Origin of the sequence: Cupriavidus sp. D39, assembly GCF_026627925.1 — a bacterium.
Classification (GTDB): Bacteria; Pseudomonadota; Gammaproteobacteria; order Burkholderiales; family Burkholderiaceae; genus Cupriavidus; species Cupriavidus ulmosensis.
In genome coordinates this window covers 791,426-806,145 of sequence record NZ_JAPNLE010000009.1, presented here as the reverse complement: position 1 = coordinate 806,145, position 14,720 = coordinate 791,426, and the positions used below count along the sequence as shown (strand labels likewise).

13 protein-coding genes and 4 pseudogenes are annotated in these 14,720 nt (G+C 62.1%); 10 read left to right on the top strand and 7 right to left on the bottom strand.

From position 1 onward, the window contains the following. Positions 1 to 205: 205 nt before the first annotated feature. On the bottom strand, positions 206 to 1,117 hold the full coding sequence (locus tag OMK73_RS15440) for a LysR family transcriptional regulator (RefSeq protein WP_267602799.1): 912 nt from the start codon (positions 1,115 to 1,117) through the stop codon (positions 206 to 208). 599 nt (positions 1,118 to 1,716) lie between these two features. On the opposite strand from OMK73_RS15440, the gene OMK73_RS15435 reads away from it, so the two are divergent. From OMK73_RS15435 to OMK73_RS39210, 3 genes and pseudogenes are all read left to right on the top strand, one after another. Then, positions 1,717 to 2,790 carry a hypothetical protein gene (locus OMK73_RS15435; protein WP_267602798.1) on the top strand — a complete coding sequence of 358 codons (1,074 nt, stop codon included), beginning with the start codon at positions 1,717 to 1,719 and terminating at the stop codon, positions 2,788 to 2,790. Between the two features lie 315 nt (positions 2,791 to 3,105). Next, on the top strand, positions 3,106 to 3,756 hold the full coding sequence (locus OMK73_RS15425) for a hypothetical protein (RefSeq protein WP_267606651.1): 651 nt from the start codon (positions 3,106 to 3,108) through the stop codon (positions 3,754 to 3,756). 272 nt (positions 3,757 to 4,028) lie between these two features. After that, positions 4,029 to 4,310 (top strand): annotated as a pseudogene (locus OMK73_RS39210) (Tn3 family transposase); the annotation flags it as partial. A 33-nt stretch (positions 4,311 to 4,343) separates the two neighbouring features. Here the strand turns inward: OMK73_RS39210 and OMK73_RS15420 are convergent. The 4 genes and pseudogenes from OMK73_RS15420 to OMK73_RS15405 all read right to left on the bottom strand — a co-directional run bounded on the left by OMK73_RS15420 (position 4,344) and on the right by OMK73_RS15405 (position 7,365). Next, the gene (locus OMK73_RS15420) at positions 4,344 to 5,108 is read right to left on the bottom strand and encodes an amino acid ABC transporter ATP-binding protein (protein ID WP_267602797.1); all 765 of its coding nucleotides are present in this window, start codon (positions 5,106 to 5,108) and stop codon (positions 4,344 to 4,346) included. A gap of 12 nt (positions 5,109 to 5,120) precedes the next feature. After that, complete coding sequence (locus OMK73_RS15415) at positions 5,121 to 5,771, bottom strand: amino acid ABC transporter permease (RefSeq protein ID WP_267602796.1); 651 nt, start codon at positions 5,769 to 5,771, stop codon at positions 5,121 to 5,123. 18 nt (positions 5,772 to 5,789) lie between these two features. Then, a pseudogene (locus tag OMK73_RS15410) lies at positions 5,790 to 6,448 on the bottom strand (amino acid ABC transporter permease). A gap of 122 nt (positions 6,449 to 6,570) precedes the next feature. Beyond that, entirely contained in the window at positions 6,571 to 7,365 is a 795-nt protein-coding gene (locus OMK73_RS15405) for a transporter substrate-binding domain-containing protein (protein WP_267602795.1), read from the bottom strand. Positions 7,366 to 7,669: 304 nt separating this feature from the next. Here OMK73_RS15405 and OMK73_RS15400 point away from each other — a divergent pair, with 304 nt between their 5' ends. The 6 genes and pseudogenes from OMK73_RS15400 to OMK73_RS15380 all read left to right on the top strand — a co-directional run. Continuing rightward, positions 7,670 to 8,548 (top strand): MurR/RpiR family transcriptional regulator, encoded by an 879-nt coding sequence (locus OMK73_RS15400; protein ID WP_267602794.1) that lies wholly within the window; start codon positions 7,670 to 7,672, stop codon positions 8,546 to 8,548. Between the two features lie 70 nt (positions 8,549 to 8,618). Next, the gene (locus OMK73_RS15395; RefSeq protein WP_267602793.1) at positions 8,619 to 9,854 is read left to right on the top strand and encodes a diaminopropionate ammonia-lyase; all 1,236 of its coding nucleotides are present in this window, start codon (positions 8,619 to 8,621) and stop codon (positions 9,852 to 9,854) included. Next, complete coding sequence (locus tag OMK73_RS38330; protein WP_324291734.1) at positions 9,851 to 10,111, top strand: hypothetical protein; 261 nt, start codon at positions 9,851 to 9,853, stop codon at positions 10,109 to 10,111. Before OMK73_RS15395 ends, OMK73_RS38330 begins: the two co-directional genes overlap by 4 nt. After that, entirely contained in the window at positions 10,108 to 11,109 is a 1,002-nt protein-coding gene (locus OMK73_RS15390; protein WP_324291733.1) for a hydantoinase/carbamoylase family amidase, read from the top strand. Before OMK73_RS38330 ends, OMK73_RS15390 begins: the two co-directional genes overlap by 4 nt. A gap of 61 nt (positions 11,110 to 11,170) precedes the next feature. Beyond that, on the top strand, positions 11,171 to 12,124 hold the full coding sequence (locus OMK73_RS15385; protein WP_267602792.1) for an N-carbamoyl-D-amino-acid hydrolase: 954 nt from the start codon (positions 11,171 to 11,173) through the stop codon (positions 12,122 to 12,124). A 128-nt stretch (positions 12,125 to 12,252) separates the two neighbouring features. Then, a pseudogene (locus OMK73_RS15380) lies at positions 12,253 to 12,369 on the top strand (IS5/IS1182 family transposase); the annotation flags it as partial. Between the two features lie 12 nt (positions 12,370 to 12,381). On the opposite strand, the gene OMK73_RS15375 reads toward OMK73_RS15380, so the two are convergent. Next, positions 12,382 to 12,711 (bottom strand): hypothetical protein, encoded by a 330-nt coding sequence (locus OMK73_RS15375; RefSeq protein ID WP_267602791.1) that lies wholly within the window; start codon positions 12,709 to 12,711, stop codon positions 12,382 to 12,384. Between the two features lie 27 nt (positions 12,712 to 12,738). On the opposite strand from OMK73_RS15375, the pseudogene OMK73_RS15370 reads away from it, so the two are divergent. Continuing rightward, positions 12,739 to 13,081: pseudogene (locus tag OMK73_RS15370) on the top strand (IS6 family transposase); the annotation flags it as partial. 184 nt (positions 13,082 to 13,265) lie between these two features. Here the strand turns inward: OMK73_RS15370 and OMK73_RS15365 are convergent. Continuing rightward, positions 13,266 to 14,699 carry an aldehyde dehydrogenase family protein gene (locus OMK73_RS15365; RefSeq protein ID WP_267602790.1) on the bottom strand — a complete coding sequence of 478 codons (1,434 nt, stop codon included), beginning with the start codon at positions 14,697 to 14,699 and terminating at the stop codon, positions 13,266 to 13,268. Positions 14,700 to 14,720: the final 21 nt, after the last annotated feature.

Genomic DNA, 14,720 nt, shown 5'->3' with positions numbered 1-14,720 from the left:
GGGGCGGGACCGCCAGATTTCACACGAAAGGTACGATCACCCCGTGAAGGAATCCCGCGAATGCAGGCGATCAGGCGCGACTGGCGGGGAATCGGAACGCCCGCGCCGCGCTGGCCCTCAAGTACGACGACCCGGACAAGCCCGCACCCCTGCGACCAGACCTCGCGCCGGGGAAGTCCGCTTTCGGCATCCATGTCGAACAGGATTAGCGTGCACCGATATCAACCCGCTCGGCTAGGAAGTCCAGGAAGGCACGCACGCGCAGCGGCAGGTAGCCGCCTTGTCCGACGAACACAGCATGGACTTCCTCGACATCGCCCGAATTGAAATCTTCGAGCACCGGCAGCAACCGGCCAGCGGCAATGTCTTCGCGTACTTGGAAGGCGGCTAGGCGAGCCAGACCCACGCCGGCCAACGCCAGACGGTGCAGCGCTTCACCATCGCTGGCCTGTGCGTTGCCGGTCACGGGAACCACGATATCCCCACCATCGTGCCGCAGCGGCCAACCGGGCTGAGCACGCACGTAGTTGGCTCCCAGGCGATTGTGTTGAGCCAGCTCGTCCGGCGTGGCCGGGGTGCCATTGCGCGCCAGATAGTCGGGCGCGCCGACGATGACCATGCGAGTCTGGCCCAGCTTGCGCGCCATCAGGTTGGAGCTTATGAGCGGGCCTGCACGCACAGCCACATCGGTGCGCTGCTCCAGGATGTCGATGACTTCATCGGTCAGCACGATGTCCAGCGTCACGTCGGGATGGCGGTCCAGGAATTCCGAAGCGAGTGGCAACAGGAAATGATGGCCGAAGGGTACGTTGGCGTTCACCCGCAGTCGCCCGCGCGGCGCCGCGTGCGCGCTGGCGCAGCGCTCCGCTTCGTCCAGATCGGCCAGCAAGCGCACTCCGCGCTCGTAGAAGGCGCAGCCCTCGGGAGTGAGCTGGAGCTGTCGCGTCGAGCGGTTGATCAAGCGTGTCCCAAGACGCTGCTCCATGCGCGAGATCAGCTTGCTGACCGCCGATGGCGTCATCCCGCAGGCGCGGGCAGCGGCCGAGAATCCGCCCAGTTCGATGACGCGCACGAACACTTCCAGTTCGCCGGATCGGTTGACTTCCAGGCGAGCCATGACGGCCTCCTTGATGAGTTCAAGTCACAAATGTTCAAGCCCGGGCCCTGAGGGGGTATCCGCTGGAACATGCTTAGGTTCAACGGTTTCCAGGTCCGCTCCGAGCGGTCCGAAGGCGTCATAGGCGGCAGAGCCCGCCCGGGCGCCGATCTACTCGTCTCTGTGTGCCGTACGGGGCATAATCCAAGGTTCGTGTTTGAACGATCCGCCATAGCTTCATGAGAGTCAGCGCGGTCGATCTCGACGGAGGCAACATACGCTGGCTCCTGAAAATTTATCTCGTAGGGCTCACCCGAGCGGATCCCGAATGGCTTGTCGTTGCCATCGCTCAAGCAGCGTGCAATGCCGCCCAGTTTGCTGATGAACTCCGTTGGAAATGTTTCCAGTTCCTTGGCTGGTGTCGCTTCCAATGCCTGCAGCGAGCTATCAGTGACGTCTAGTGTCATTCTTGTCTCCCCTGTGAACCAACCCGTTATCCCGAGTTCTCGAAGTCGGCGTCGGGTGCCGGCATCGAGCTTTCTGTATTTGATGCCCTAGTAAGTCGCCAAGTTCGCAAGAAGTGCGCGGAGAATTCCCTTGCCAGCAAGGTTACTTTCGAGGTGCGCTGCGTCAGCAGTGGCGTATCGATCTATCTACCGCCTGGCTACTTCGAGTTGTTTCGCAAACGCACGCTTCAGATTACTCGGATCCGAATACTGGGCTTCTTTCCGGAAGACTTTGCAACCCTGTCCGAGTCTCTGACGCACCTACAGGGCCTGCGCGAGGCCGCTATCACGGATCTCGGACGGGAGAAGGCTGCCGTCCTGGCTTTGCAGGAGAAAGTGAAGCAACGCGATGTCGCAGTCTCCCAGCTGGAAGCCACGAAGAAAACTGAGCTTGCTGCCTTGGAGGAGGAGCTCGAGGAAGCGAAGACCGACGCGGCAGAAACGACCGCCAAGCTGACGACCCTGAAAGAGGAAGTCACACGCGGCGAGGCACGCAAGCAAACAGTCCTCGATCTAATTAGCGCGAAGGAGGCGACCGTTCGCGACATCGAGGGGGAAATCTCGAAGGGTAAGGAGCAACTGCGTTCGCTCGCAGAAGATACCTCGGGGGCAGAACGGCGCTTGCGCGAGTTGACCAGCAATGTGAATCTCTTCTCCGAGGAGTTCTCCTCGTTCTCCGACCATGGAGCAAAGCAGGCGCGGACGTTCATCTGGCTGAGCGTGGTTCCCCTTGGGATCATCATGATTTTGACGACGCAGTTGCTCTGGGGCGCCGTAGACCTCTCCGTCAAATACGTCAAGGAGCCCAACCTCGACCTGATGACGGTGTTCGTCACGCGTCTACCGTATCTGGCGGTGTGCTTCTCGATTCTGACCGTGTGCTATTCGGCCTTGCGCTTTCTGTTCAATCGGATCAGTGCAATCTATGCGGAGCGGCTGGACTTCGCGAAGATCGGCATCGTTGCCAAGGACGTGGCCTCGGCCTCGGCCAGCGGCCTGTCGCTGTCGGACAAGGAGCTCTATGAGGCAAGGACGTATCTAAAGATCGAAATGCTCAAGTCCTACTTGAGCGGCAATATTGGTGTATTCGCCTACACCAAACGTGAGACAAAGTCGGCGCAGCCCCAAGACCTCCTGTCGACTGCGACTCCGACGCCGGTTGCACCGGACGCGGCTGAGGGAAAGTGATCCCTCATTGGCGGGGCAGCATTCGCACAAAAAGTACGACTATCCCGTGAAGGGCTGGCCCATGACTCCCAGCGCCGGGCGTTGGCCATTGTTGAGTGCGTCAGCGTCCCCCAGAGCAGCAGCCCGGCAATGAAGGCACGCGTCCCGTCAATGGGATCCAGTACCCACGAGAACGGGTCGGTTCCGATAATCTGGAGCATTTCCGGGTCGGCTAAAGCCTGGCGAAGTGTATTACTCTTCGCTACCTGAAGTTCTATCGCCACTTCGCTATCGAGTTGTTCACCGCTTGGGCCTACCCGAACGAGAAGAAGCCAGATGGAGGAAATCGTGAGCCTGCCGGTCAATGACGGGTTGCTGCAGATTTTTAATGTCGATCACGGCCAGTGCGCATTGTTGACAATGCCAGCCTTCGGTGGCATTCAGCGCGTACTGATCGATTGCGGGCACTCGGTCAACTTCATGGGCACACCCTGGCATCCGGGCAAGCACCTTCAAGCCGCGGGCGTTAAGTGGCTTGACCTGCTGGTGTGCACCAACTACGACGAGGATCACGCCAGCGGCTTCCCGGACCTAAATCGCAGGAACATCGGCATCGGATGCGTCCTGGGAAATCCGACAGTCTCGCCGGAGACGATTGTTCATCTGAAGTTTCGACGACGAGAACAACCTGAGTGTGATCTTCACGCTGGATATATTGGGATAGGTGTGCAGTCTCTCCCGCCGTTTCATCCCAACTCGTGCCTCCACCCAAGGAAAAGCTCCCCACACCACACCTCGAAACCCACCAAAAACCAATCTTGTCAAAAGGCGAGGCTCCTTATAGGTGGATTGGCCGGCTATCCCCCTCTGCGCGCAGCGCTCGCCGATTACCTGCGTACCGCACGCGGGGTACGCTGTGAACCTGAGCAGATAATCATCACGGCGGGCATCCATCCATCGTTGCAGTTAATCACGCACTTGCTCTGATGATTCCCCGCCCCGCAGCGCCTGAATCATAAAGGCGGCTCGCTGCATGCCAATCCAGATCATTTTGGCACCGGGCTCTCCGTCACTCTTGTCAAGCCGCAGAGCCTTGCTGCCAGGCGGTTCTGCGCGCAACTACCGCCAGATTTGACACGAAAGGTACGATTACCCCCAGTAACATTGCCGAATCGCTACCACATCGCTGGAAGCCGGCTACCAGCGCCACCTAGCCGCTGCGATCATCACCGTCAAGACGGGTTCGCTGGCCGCTTACGATGTTCAAGGAGATTGGTACCGTCCAGTTTGCCGACATGATCATGGAGGTAGCCGCCTGCATCGGTATCAGCGAAGTGCTACTTGCACGCAGGGCGCGAGACGCGCGTGAGCTCGTTCGCTGTACGCCGCACTGCCCTCGCACGGCACGGATCTCGATGCAAAGAGCGTTGCTGCGATGATTTCGGAGTTGGGATCCGGCGCATATCTCCACCGCCATGCGCGCACTCGAAATGCCTGGTCGGTTGACCCGCGCGAACGTGGCGATGTCAGCATTTATGCAAGTCTCAATAGGCCGGCACTGGATCGGCACGCGCTCAACCATTCAGCCCCGAAAGGAACTGCTTCAGTTCCGGCGTCTTCGGCTCCCCGAAAATTTCCTCCGGTGAGCCCATCTCATGCACTTTCCCGTGATGCATGAAGACCACTCGGTCGCTGACCTTGCGGGCGAAGTTCATCTCATGCGTAACCATTACCAAGGTCATGCCTTCCGCTGCAAGGCCTTCCACCACGCTTAGCACTTCGCCGACCAGCTCCGGATCGAGTGCTGAGGTGACTTCATCGCACAGCAGCACGGCGGGGTCCATGGCCAGCGCGCGGGCGATTGCCACGCGTTGTTGTTGCCCGCCGGATAGCTGGTCGGGGAAGCTGTGGAACTTGTCGCCAAGGCCCACGCGCTCGAGCAGTGCTTGTGCTCGCTTACCGGCCTCGGACTTGGGTGTGTCCTTCACCAGCGTAGGCGCCAGCATCACGTTCTGCCCGGCGCTCAGGTGCGGGAACAGGTTGAAGTTCTGGAAGATCATGCCAACGTTCTGGCGCAGGTCGCGCATGGCGCGGGCGTCGCCATGGCGCAGTGCCTGGCCATCCACGCTGAGCGCGCCTTCATCGAAGCCTTCCAGCCCGTTGATGCAGCGGAGCAAGGTGCTCTTGCCCGAGCCGCTGCGGCCGATGATGCAGACCACCTCGCGGCGCCCGATCTGCAAGTCGATGCCCTTGAGCACTTCGTTGGCGCCGAAGCGCTTGCGCAGGCCCTGGATATCGACGAGGGCAAAGGGCTTGGTGGTTTCGATTTGCTTGAACATGGGATGACGGGCTCAATGCTTGGGCTGCAGGCGGCGCTCAAGGCGGCGGCTCCACAGCGACAACGGCAAACACAGGGCGAAGTACAGCAGCGCGACGCATCCGTAAGCCAGGAAGGGCTGGAAGGTGGCGTTGGAAATCATCTGGCCAGCCTTGGTGACTTCCACGAAGCCGATCACCGAGGCCAGCGCGGTGCCCTTAATCACTTGCACCAGGAATCCCACCGTGGGCGCCACCGCGATGCGCGTGGCCTGCGGCAGGATCACGTGCTGAAGCTGCTCGCGCAGATTCATCGCCAGGCTGGCGGAGGCCTCCCACTGGCCCTTGGGAATGGCGTTGATGCAACCACGCCAGATCTCGGTGAGATAGGCGCTTGCATACAGCGTGAGGCACAGTGCTGCCGCGAACAGCGCCGAGGTCTCGACGCCCAGCAACGCCAGCCCGAAGTAGAACAGGAACAACTGCATCAGCAGCGGAATGCCCTGGAACAGTTGCACGTAAAGCGCCACGCCGCGCACGGCGCCCGGCAAGCGCGCAATGCGCGCAACCAGCAGCAGCATGCCGACGACGCTGCCACCGGCGAAGGCGATCAGCGACAGCCCCACTGTCCAGCGCAGCGCCAGCAGCAGGTTGCGAAAAATGTCCCACAGGGAAAAGTCGACCATGGTGTATGCCTCCCGATCTCAGCGGCCAAAGATGAAGCGCGGACCGACCCAGTTCAGGATCTCACGCAGCACCACGGCCAGGCCCAGGTAGACGCAGGTGGCGACGATATAGGCTTCAAAATTGCGGAACGTGCGGCTGGCGATCATATTGGCCGCGTAGAAAGCTCTTCGGTGGAGATCTGGCTGCACACCGCCGATCCCAGCATCACGATGATGACCTGGCTCACCAGCGCCGGCCACACGCGCGACAGTGAAGGCGGCAGCACCACGCGCGTAAAGATCTGCCAGCGGTTGAGCGCCAGGCTCTGCGCGGCTTCGATCTGCCCGCGCGGGGTGGACTCCAGCCCGGCCCGGATGATCTCGCACGCATAGGCGCCGAGGTTCAGCGTCATCGACAGCACGCACGCCACTTCCGCCGGCATCCGCACGCCGATCGAAGGCAGGCCGAAGAAGATAAAGAACAGCTGGATGATGTACGGCGTATTGCGGATTGCCTCCACATAGCCGCCCACCAGCGCGCGCAGCCATGCCGTGCCATGGATGCGCGCCCAGGCGCAGCCGATGCCGACCAGCGTGCCGAAGGCCGCGGAGAACGCCGTCAGGAGAATCGTCAGAAACAGGCCACGCAGCAGCATGGGCCATTGCGAGAGAACCGGCGCAAAGTCGAATGAGATCATGCAGTGCAGCTAGAGAGTTTTTTGTCTTCGGCGGGACTGGCCTGCGAGGCAGGCCGGTGCGCTAGCAACATGGGGCCCGCGCACGGGTCCGGAAACGATGCGATCCGTTTACCCGTTTGCAATCAGTCCGGCAAATCGCCCATGCCGCGGCCGAGCCAGCGCTGCGCGTAGCCATTGAGCGTGCCATCCTCCTTTGCCTTGCGCAGAATCTCGTTGACCTTCTCCAGCAGCGCGGTTTCGCCCTTGCGCACGCCGATGAAGTTGGGCGAATCCTTGAGGAGCAGTTTGTACTCGGCCTCCACCTTGGGGTTCTTCGCAATCGCCGCGGCAGCCACGGCCGCGCCGGTGGCCAGCAGTTGCGTTTGCTGCGAGACGAAGGCGGCCACGGTGGAGTTGTCGTCCTCAAAGCGCTGGATCTTCAGCGTGGGAGGCGCCACTTGCTGCAGCACATCGTCCTGGATGGTGCCGCGCGTGACCGCGATGGTCTTGCCGCCAAGATCGGCAAAGCTCTTGATGCTCATTGCCTTCGGACCAAACACCGCCTGGTAGAAGGGCGCATACGCAATCGTGAAATCGATCACCTTGGCGCGCTCGGCGTTCTTGCCCAGTGCCGAGACGATCAGGTCGATCTTCTTGGTCTGCAGGTAAGGGATGCGGTTCGGCGTGCTCACGGGGACGAGATCGGCCTTGACGCCGAGCTTGTCGGCGATCATCTGCGCCACGGCCACGTCCAGGCCCTGCGGCTTCAGGTCTGTGCCCATGAAGCCATACGGCGCGAAGTCGGTCGGGATGCCGATCGCAATCGACTTCTTGCCCATCACGGCGCTTAGGGAATCGTCAGCTTTGGCGGGTGCCATGGCGATGAGTGCGGCGCCTGCGATCAGGCTGGCGATGGCGGTGAACTGTCTGCGTTTCATAAAAACACCTTTATCAGTCGGTCGGGGAACACGCGGGACTGAAAGGCAAGTTGTGTGCCACTGTTGGCGATGCCGGCTGCGCGGGCGAACGCGATGAGATTTTTTCGACGACGTTGCCTTGAAATCAAACACTTAGCGAACGCCTCCCCGATAGCGCCACTGACTTGGCATTGCCCTTGCATGAAAGACCGCCAATACTGAAACATAGGTTTCACATGCACCAATACATGAAATCTAAGTTTCATCATTGTGCAGGCCCGGACTACTTTGGTGCGGGCAAGCGGAACGGAGGTACGGACCCGACATGGCCATTCAACCCGCGCTGGAAGCGCAAATCCATCAGTGCTACGGCGAACTCTCTTCAGTGGACAAGAAGCTGGCCGACGTGCTGCTCATGCGGCAGAAAGACCTGCTCAGCTACTCGGCCACTGAGCTGGCGGAGCTGGCGAGCGTCTCCAAGGCGAGCGCGGCGCGCTTCTTCCGCCGCCTCGGCTATGCGGACTTCAGCGCCTTCCGACAATCGCTGCGGGACCAGGTGTCCGAGCAATCGCCGCTGTACCTGATGGAACACGACGGGCTGCCGCCCGAGTCGCGGGGCGCGCAATCGGTCGTGGCTCGGCTAGAGGCGCACGTGCAGCTCGACAGCCGCCGGCTCGCCAGCCTGCCGGAACAACTCAGCGAGCGCGCGCTGGAGACCACGCTTACCCAACTGGCCAACGCGCGCCGCGTGTGGGTGGTGGGTTATCGCAACGGCTTCATGCTGGCTTTCTATGCCAATGCGCTGCTCTCGCAGGTGCGCCCCGAGGTGTACCTGCTCAATGAGCAAGCGGGCAAGGATGCCGAACTGGTGGCCGAAATCGACAGCAAGGACGTACTGCTGGTGGTGGACTTCCGACGCCGTGCGAAGCGCCTGAACGGCATGGTGACACTGGCCCGGGAGGCCGGCGCCAAACTCATCCTGCTCAGCGATGCCCCAGTTTCCACGCTGGCCGCCAAGGCCGACGCCGTGCTGCGCTGCTCGCACCACGGCGGCCAGGTCTTCGATTCCTACGTGGGCGCCGTCAGCCTCGTGAACTACCTCGCCACCGCCATGGCAGGCCGCTACCGCAAACGCTCGCGCGCACGCATGGCCCGCGTGGAGCGCGCGCACGACGTGCTCGGGGACCTGGAGACCGGCCACTGAGATTGACCGGCACGCAGCGCCGTCATCAACATCACGCAACAACGCATTCTGACTGGACCAAGACACACGCATGACCACGCTCCCCAACCTCTCGCTCGATCTTCTCCCCAATCCGGCACTGAGCCGCGCGGAACCCTATGGTGCACATCGAGTCGCCATCCTGAGCGAGCCGGCCCTGGCCGCCGCCCGCCGCGAGATCTCCGCCTGGGAGGGCTACCAGCCCACGCCGCTGAAAGCCCTGCCGAACCTGGCGGCCGCGCTAGGCGTCGGCCAGATCCACTACAAGGACGAAGGCTCGCGCTTCGGGCTGGGCAGCTTCAAGGCGCTCGGCGGCGCGTATGCCGTGGGGCGCCTGCTGTGCCGCGAAATCGGGCACCGGATCGGCCGCGAGCTAAGCATCGCTGACCTGGGTACGCCGGAGCTGCGCAGCATGTGCGCCGAACTCACCGTGACCTGCGCCACCGACGGCAATCACGGCCGCTCCGTGGCCTGGGGCGCCCAGCTGTTCGGCTGCCACTGTGAGATCTATATCCACGCCACCGTCAGCGACGGGCGCAAGACCGCCATCGAACGCTTCGGCGCCCAGGTGGTACGCACCACCGGCAACTACGACCAGGCCGTGCAGCAAGCCGATGCCGATGCCCGCACCAACGGCTGGTACGTGATTTCCGACACCTCCTACCCCGGCTACATGGATGTGCCGCGCGATGTGATGCAAGGCTACCAACTGATGGTGGACGAAGCCGTGAATGCCCTGCCGGCGTGGCCCACGCATGTGTTCATCCAGGCCGGCGTGGGCGGATTTGCCGCCGCCGTCTGCGGTTACTTTTGGGAACGCGAGAACGGCAAGGACAAGCAGCGCCCCGTTTTCACCGTGGTGGAACCCGACAAGGCGGATTGCCTGATGCAAAGCGCGCGCGCCGGCAAGGTCACCACCGTCACCGGCGAACTGGACACGCTGATGGCGGGCCTGGCCTGCGGCGAAGTCTCGCTGCTCGCCTGGGAAATCCTCGCCCAGGGCGCCGACGCGTTCTGCACAGTCGATGACGAGTCGGCGGTGGCAGTCATGCGCTTGCTGGCCCAGCCACAAGGCGACGATCCCGTGATCGTGGCCGGCGAATCCGCCGTTGCCGGGCTGGCCGCTGCCATCGCCGCCATGCAAGACCCGCAGGCCTGTGCGGCGCTCGGGCTCAACCGCCAGAGCCGGCTGCTGTTTATCTGCAGCGAAGCCGACACCGATTCCGCGCTGTATGCCGAACTGGTTGGCCGCAGTGCGGACGCGGTGCGCGCCGGAGCCGCGGCATGAGCGGGCAGAGCGCACCAAAGGCGGAGCCCGCGCCGCGCATTCGCGGCGAGCGCCTGCTGCAAAGCCTGGACGATCTCGCGCAACTCGGTGCCATCGAAGGGGGCGGCGTGTGCCGCCTGGCGCTGACCGATGCCGACGAACTCGGCCGCAACTGGACGGTGGCGCGTATGCAGGCGCTGGGCATGACCGTCACCATCGACGCCATCGGCAACGGCGTGGCCGTGTATCCCGGCAGCGAAGACCTGCCCCCGTCATGATCGGCTCGCACATTGACACCGTGCGCACCGGCGGCCGCTACGACGGCAACTACGGGGTGCTGGCCGGCCTGGAAGTGGTCGCCACGCTGCGTGACGCCGGCCTGCGTCCTCGTCGTCCCATCGCCGTCGCCTTTTTCACCAATGAAGAGGGTGCGCGCTTTCATCCGGACATGATGGGCTCGCTGGTCTATGTGGGCGGCATGCCGCTGGAAGGCGCGCTGGCCACTACCGGCATCGATGGCGTCACGGTGGGCGCCGAGCTGCGGCGCATCGGCTATGACGGCCAGACGCCCGTAGGCAAGCCGCGCGTCGACAGTTTCGTGGAACTGCATATCGAGCAAGGCCCGGTGCTAGATCTGCGCGGCCTGCAGGTTGGCGTGGTGGAAGGGGTGCAGGGGATCTCCTGGACCGAGTTCACGGTCGACGGCGTATCCAACCACGCCGGCACCACGCCCATGGAGCTGCGGCACGACGCCGGCTACGCCGCCGTGCGCATCGCCAATTTCGTGCACGACCTGGCGCTGCGCTACGGCGGCCGGCAGATCGCCACCGTGGGCGCCATGCGCTTCGAGCCGAATCTGATCAACGTCATCCCCAATCGCGCCGTCTTCACCGTAGACCTGCGCAATACCGATGAACGGCTGCTCGCCCAGGCCGAAGCCGATGTCCTCGCCTTTGCCGAGCAAACCTGCGAGACGGAAGCCCTATCTCTTAGCCATCGCCGCCTGGCACGTTTCGAGCCGGTGGCATTCGATCCCATGGTGATCGACCTGGTCGAGCAGGAAACCGCAGCGCTCGGCTTCACCCATATGCGCATGCCCAGCGGCGCCGGTCACGACGCGCAAATGCTCGCCCGCGTCTGCCCCGCCGGCATGATCTTCGTGCCCAGCGTGAAAGGTCTGAGCCACAACGTGCGCGAGTTTACCGAGCCGGACGACCTTGTCGACGGCGCGCAGATCCTGCTGCAGGTGGTGCTCAAACTCGCCAACCGGCCGTGATCGACGCCATGCCCCTGCCGCTAGCCTGAACCACTACGCTGAAAGCATCCTGGAGTTACCCGTGTCCCGTATTGTGAATATCGCCATCGGCCAGCTCGGCCCCATCGCCCGCGCCGACAGCCGCCAGCAAGTGGTCAAGCGCCTGTGCGACCTGATGCGCGAAGCCCATGCCTGCGGCTCGCACCTGATCGTCTACCCCGAGCTGGCGCTCACCACCTTCTTCCCGCGCTGGTATATGGAGAGCGACGAGGAGATCAACAGCTTCTTCGAGCGCGAGATGCCCAGCGCCGCCACGCAGCCGCTGTTCGATCTTTCGCGCGAGCTGGGCGTGGGCTTCTACCTCGGCTACGCTGAACTCGCCAGCGAACAAGGCAAGGCGGTGCGCTACAACACCTCCATCCTCGTCAACCGCCAGGGCGAGATTGTCGGCAAATACCGTAAGGTGCACCTGCCCGGCCATCGCGAGCACGAACCGTGGCGCCGCTTCCAGCATCTGGAAAAGCGCTACTTCACGCCCGGCAACCATTTCGGCGTGACCCACGCTTTTGGCGGCAAGATCGGCATGGCCATCTGCAACGATCGCCGTTGGGCCGAAACCTATCGGGTGATGGGCCTGCAAGGCGTGGAGATGGTGCTGATCGGCTACAACACGCCCGTGCACAATGCGCCAGCGCCGCAGCACGACGACCTCTCGCTTTTCCACAATCAGCTCTCCATGCAGGCCGGCGCCTACCAGAATGGCACCTGGGTGGTCGGCGTGGCCAAGGCGGGGATGGAAGAGGGCGTGGACGGCATTGGTGGCAGCTGCATCATCGCGCCCTCCGGTGAAGTGCTGGCCAACTGCATCACCAAGGGCGACGAGGTCGCCATCGCCCGCTGCGACTTGGATTTCTGCGAGGTCTACAAGCGCACCACGTTCAACTTCGATGCACACCGGCAGCCGCAAGCGTATGGGATGATTGTGGAGCGGCGAGGGGAGATGCTGATGGCAGACGGGAGCGGGGTGGTGTCCTGACGCCTGCGTCACGCAATCTAGGGCTGGCGGGCGCATCGAACAGCAAAGCTGCAAGCTCGTCAGGCAATGAAAGCCCGAAGGCGAGTCGTCGCGTTGGACAGACCGATAAACCAGCGGAACAGCTCTGAGCCGGCCAAAAGAGCTTTGTACGCAAGGATGGCGAGAACCACGACGGAGGCGGTAACTTCAAGGACCGCAAGCGCAGCAACAAGACGCATTACTCAAAGACGGACACTGATTCCCGGCAGGTCAGCCAGTCATCCCACGCTGCCCGCGGCACGATCACGATCATTCATTCTTCCTTGGCAGCCGCAGGAATCTTCACTTACTTGTTTGACATCAAACTGGTCCTTGCTCGCCGTAATTACCATGAAAACAGGAAAAACAAAATATGCAACGGTAGGGGGTGTATGAATTTCACCGTGTGGGCGGGCATCGGGCTGCTGTCGTTCCTGTTGGAGATCGTCACTCTCTCCGGGTTCTTCATTTGCGTTACTGTGGCGGCAATAGTTGGGGGCGTTTCCGCCGTCTTTGATGTGGGTCCGTGGTCCATCCTGGCAGCTGCTGCCTTCTTCCGGCACTGTCACGTTGGGGAGGTCGCGTAAGATGGCGCGATGAAGAAGAACTCGCTCTATCACGGTCGCCGTTTCCCCGCCGTCGTCATCAGTTGTGCGGTGCGCTGGTATTTCCGTTTCCACCTCAGCCTGCGCGACATCGAGGAATTGCTGTTCGATCGCGGCGTAATCGTCAGCTACGAGACGATCCGCACGCTGGCGCGATAAATTTGGCGCGGGGTTCGCGCATCGTGTGAAAGCCGCACAGCGCAAGCCAGGCAGCACGTGGCATCTCGACGAGATGTTCGTGACGCTGCGCGGCGAGCCCTACCTGCTGTGGCGGGCGGTCGACGATCATGGCGCCGAACTCGACATGCTGCTGCAGTCAGGGCACCAAACGGCGACGCCGTCTCATAACGAGGTGCGTCACCAACTCCATCACACATCATGAAAGCGCGAGCCGCCGGAGCAGCGGAAAGCTGCAGTCAGTCTCTACTCCGGTTGCTGTAGCGGCGCACTCCTTCCGCCAGATTGGTGGAATGCCACTTCCACCGAGTGCAAACGCAGCTTTCCACCAGAATACCCGGTTACAACCGCACGGTTACGCACTTGACTTGCGTATAGTTGTACAGGGCCTCAACACCTTTCTCGCGCCCGTATCCACTGAGTTTGTACCCGCCCAGCGGTGTCTCGACACCACCCGCCATATACTCATTGACGTAAATTTGTCCTGCTTCAAGCCGCGCAGCTACCCGATGGGCGCGCGCGAGATCCCTTGTCCAAATGCCAGCGGCAAGGCCGAAGTCCGAATCATTGGCAATAGCGACAGCCTCCTCTTCGTCGTCGAACGGGATGACACATGCAACCGGACCAAAGACCTCTTCCCGAGCGATGCGCATCTTGTTGGTTACGCCGGTGTAAAGAGTCGGTGTCACATACCAACCGCCTTGTAACTCAGGTGCCTGGGGAAGCGTTCCACCAGCAGCCGCGACAGCACCCTCGTTATGCGCCACCTCAAAATATTCTCGCACCTTGTCGTACTGGTGACGGGTCGTCATTGGCCCGATCGACGCATCGGGGCCACTGCCAATTTTGAGATTTCGCATCGCATCGATCATGGCTTCAACGAATGCGTCGTGAATGGACCGCTGTACAAGCACCCTTGTCCCGGCCACACACGCCTGCCCTGCGTTAAAGACGAAGCCGCGCAGGGCTCCAGGCACGGCCTGAGCCAGGTCTGCGTCAGCGAATACCACGTCGGGAGACTTGCCGCCCAATTCAAGTGTCAGCGGTATAAGCCGCTCCGCAGCGACGCGTGCCACCTCACGCCCTCCACGTACTGAGCCGGTGAAAGCCACTTTGCGCACATCGTGATGTTCGACCAGCGCTGCACCGACCTCCGGTCCAGTACCAGTCACCACATTGAGCACTCCAGGCGGCAAGCCGCATTGCTCGATGGCCATCCGTGCCAGACGTAACAGGGTTGTGGACGTCACCTCGGAAGGCTTGGCCACTACAGTATTTCCGGATGCCAGCGCGGGCGCGATCGCGCGAGCAGCCTGGTTCAGCGGCAAGTTCCATGGAAGGATCGTGGCGACCACGCCGTACGGTTCACGCAGTGTGTACGAATGGTATCCAGCCCCCAGATCAATTGTCTCGCCCTGAAGTGCGTTGACCAAGCCGCCATAGAACTCGAAATACTGGGCGGTATTCTCCATTTCTATTGCTACCTGCGTCGGTGGCTTGCCCGTCTCCTCGCTTTCCAGATCGCCCCATTCGCCTGCGAACGTGCGGATGAGCGCTGCCATGCGGGTGAGCACGCGGCCGCGCTCCGCAGGACGTACGTCCCGCCAGCCGGGCAGCGCACGTTTACTCGATTCGACAGCCATATCAACGTCTTGAGCATTACCCCGTGCCACAGTGGCGGTCTTTTCGCCAGTGGCGGGGTTAAAAACGTCCAGATATTGCGAGGTGCCCGCAGGGACGGACATACCGTTAATGAAGTGCTGCTCATGTCTCACGATCTAAATCTCCGCATTCAG

Excerpts from the sequence above, each read along its gene's own strand:
- OMK73_RS15390 (WP_324291733.1), top strand. The coding sequence starts at position 10,108 with ATGATCGGCTCGCACATTGACACCGTGCGCACCGGCGGCCGCTACGAC.
- OMK73_RS15400 (WP_267602794.1), top strand. The coding sequence starts at position 7,670 with ATGGCCATTCAACCCGCGCTGGAAGCGCAAATCCATCAGTGCTACGGC.
- OMK73_RS15420 (WP_267602797.1), bottom strand. The coding sequence starts at position 5,108 with ATGTTCAAGCAAATCGAAACCACCAAGCCCTTTGCCCTCGTCGATATC.
- OMK73_RS15395 (WP_267602793.1), top strand. The coding sequence starts at position 8,619 with ATGACCACGCTCCCCAACCTCTCGCTCGATCTTCTCCCCAATCCGGCA.
- OMK73_RS15415 (WP_267602796.1), bottom strand. The coding sequence starts at position 5,771 with ATGGTCGACTTTTCCCTGTGGGACATTTTTCGCAACCTGCTGCTGGCG.
- OMK73_RS15440 (WP_267602799.1), bottom strand. The coding sequence starts at position 1,117 with ATGGCTCGCCTGGAAGTCAACCGATCCGGCGAACTGGAAGTGTTCGTG.
- OMK73_RS38330 (WP_324291734.1), top strand. The coding sequence starts at position 9,851 with ATGAGCGGGCAGAGCGCACCAAAGGCGGAGCCCGCGCCGCGCATTCGC.
- OMK73_RS15425 (WP_267606651.1), top strand. The coding sequence starts at position 3,106 with ATGGAGGAAATCGTGAGCCTGCCGGTCAATGACGGGTTGCTGCAGATT.
- OMK73_RS15405 (WP_267602795.1), bottom strand. The coding sequence starts at position 7,365 with ATGAAACGCAGACAGTTCACCGCCATCGCCAGCCTGATCGCAGGCGCC.